The organism is Actinoplanes sp. NPDC051633 (assembly GCF_040681735.1).
Taxonomy (GTDB): domain Bacteria; phylum Actinomycetota; class Actinomycetes; order Mycobacteriales; family Micromonosporaceae; genus Actinoplanes.
On the sequence record NZ_JBFAZH010001176.1, the window covers coordinates 1 to 2,378 of the forward strand.

Annotated in this window: 2 protein-coding genes and 1 pseudogene; all 3 read right to left on the reverse strand. The window is 73.8% G+C overall.

Annotated elements, in window-relative coordinates:
• Window positions 1-209 (reverse strand): annotated as a pseudogene (locus AB0M20_RS38625) (two-component sensor histidine kinase); the annotation flags it as partial.
• 35 nt (window positions 210-244) lie between these two features.
• Complete coding sequence (locus AB0M20_RS38630) at window positions 245-934, reverse strand: response regulator transcription factor (protein WP_364305907.1); 690 nt, start codon at window positions 932-934, stop codon at window positions 245-247.
• Window positions 935-1,007: 73 nt separating this feature from the next.
• Entirely contained in the window at window positions 1,008-2,246 is a 1,239-nt protein-coding gene (locus AB0M20_RS38635; RefSeq protein WP_364305908.1) for a hypothetical protein, read from the reverse strand.
• Window positions 2,247-2,378: the final 132 nt, after the last annotated feature.

A 2,378-nucleotide genomic window follows, 5' to 3' on the forward strand; every position in this document is an offset into this window, starting at 1 on the left:
GAGGCCGCCGAGACCAGCTGGCGCTGCCAGTCGGCGGCGTCGAGGGTGCTGCCGTCGGTGAGCACGACCTGCGTGCCGGGCCGGAGCTCGTCGGCCGGGTGCAGCGCGTCGCCGACCAGCAGCCAGGCGAGGAGCACCAGGATCGCCCCGGCGCCGACCAGCAGGATGCCGTTGAGCAGGGTCAGCCGCAGCCGGAGCGTGGGCCGCAGCCACCCGGGCGCGGCCTTGGTGCCGGCGTAGACGGTCACGAGGGACTGCCGGGCGAGATCACAACCGGTTCGGGTACGCGGTAACCGGCGCCCACCACCGTCTCGATCAGCGGCGGATCGCCGACCTTCTTACGCAACGTCATCATCGTCACCCGTACGGTCGTGGTGAACGGGTCGGTGTTGGCGTCCCAGACGCGCTCCAGCAGCTCCTCGCTGGACACCACGCCGCCGCGCGCCTTCAGCAGCTCCTCCAGGACGCCGAACTCCTTGTTGGTCAAATCGATCGGCGCGCCGCCGCGGGTCACCACCCGGCGGGTCTGGTCGAGCACGAGGTCGCCCACGGTGAGCACCGGCGGGGCGGCCGGGGTGGCCCGCCGGCCCAGCGCCTGCACCCGCGCGACCAGCTCGTCGAAGGCGAACGGCTTCGGCAGGTAGTCGTCCGCGCCGAGCTGCAGACCCTCCACCCGGTCGGCGACCGTGCCGCTGGCGGTCAGCATCAGCACCCGGGTCAGCGCGCCGGAGGCGACCAGCGCGGCGCAGATCTCGTCGCCGTGCATGCCGGGCAGGTCGCGGTCGAGCACCACGACGTCGTAGCGGGTCACGTACGCCATCTCGTGGCCGGTCGGCCCGTCGTACGCGACATCCACCGCCATGCCCTTGCGCCGCAGCCCGCGGGCGATCGCGTCACACATGTTCCGCTCGTCTTCCACCACCAGAACGCGCACGCTCCGCCGCCTCCTGCTCTCGCCGCCGGCCCTTAGCCTCGTCCCACCAGTGTGAAGAGGCCGTGAATGAAGGCTACTTGAGTGACCAGATGCCTACCGTGGCCTCGATCCGGCGGCAGATCAGCACGTCGGTCGTCGCCTGGCAGTCGCCGGCCACCCGTTCGGCCTTGCCCAGCACCCGCACGCCCTGCGTCGCGGGGTCGAGCCGGGCGTACCAGACGATGTTGTCGCTCGTCTTCTTCCGTTGCGCGATGACCGTGCCGTCGGCCGCCGGCTCGCCGAGCGCCTGCCACTTCCCGAAGTCGCCCAGCACCCGCCCGGTCGCCGGGTCGAGCACCGAGATCACCCCCACCCCCGTGCTGTCCGCGTTGTCCGCCGCCAGCAGGTACGCCCCGGCCGCGTCGGCGTAGTTCCACCGTTCGTCGGCCCAGCGCAACACGCCCGTGGCCGGGTTCAGCACCCACAGCCCGCCTTCCCAGCTCAGCGAGCAGATCGCTCCGCCGCACGCGGGCTGCAGCCACCGGCCCGTGAGGTCCGCCCGGGAGTGCCAGCGCTCCTGCAGCGCGGGCAGGGAGTACGCGGTCGTCCCGTTGGACACCCCCACCAGCAGCAGGTCGTCGCTCGGCCAGATCGGCACGTCCGAACCGACCGGGTGCTCGCGGACCGGCAACCGGGCGGCCGCGATGACCACGCCGGTCCGGGTCTCCCGCACCTCGACCGCGCCGTCGGCGGTGGCGGAGATCAGCGTGCGCGGGAAGCCTTCGCGGAAGTCGGCCCCGGCGGTGAACCCGCGCACCGGCTGCCGCAGCGTCCAGCGGAGAGCACCACTGGTCATGTCGACGCCGAACCAGTTGAGGTTGCCGACCTGCGGGCTGTTCTCACGCAGCAGCACGAGCCCGTCGGCGGCGCTGGCCGCGAGCAGCCGCGCGGGCCGCCGCCACAACACCCGGTCGGTGCCGGGCTGCAGCGCGACGGTGGCCTCGGCGCCGAACGCCTGCTCCTGGAACGACACCAGGAGCACCGATCCCGCCTCGACCACGTTGTAGATCGCGCCGAACACGGCGACGGTGCTCCGCGACAGCAGACGGCCGTCCGGCAGGGCGTAGGCGGAGACGGTCTTCGTCGTCACGGGCGGGTCGAGCAGCTCGTCGCCCGGCGAGACGACGAAGACCCGGTCACCGGTGACGAACATGGTGTCGCCCAGCCGGGCGGGCACGATCACCGGCGGCGCGGGCGGCCCGCGATGCGCGGCCCCGGTGAGCAGCGCGACGAAGAGCAGCGCGACCACCAGCAGCACGGGCCGCACGGGCATGGGCGGCTCCGGCGGCGTGGGGGGGGGGGCGGGGGGGGGCGGCCCCCCCCCCCCCCCCACGCCCACCGCCACACACCCAGCACCAGGGCGGGCCCCCGGCCCCCCCACCACACCGCCGCCAAACCCCCCCCC

Coding starts and splice junctions, on each gene's coding strand:
- AB0M20_RS38635 (WP_364305908.1), bottom strand. CDS start 2,246: ATGCCCGTGCGGCCCGTGCTGCTGGTGGTCGCGCTGCTCTTCGTCGCG.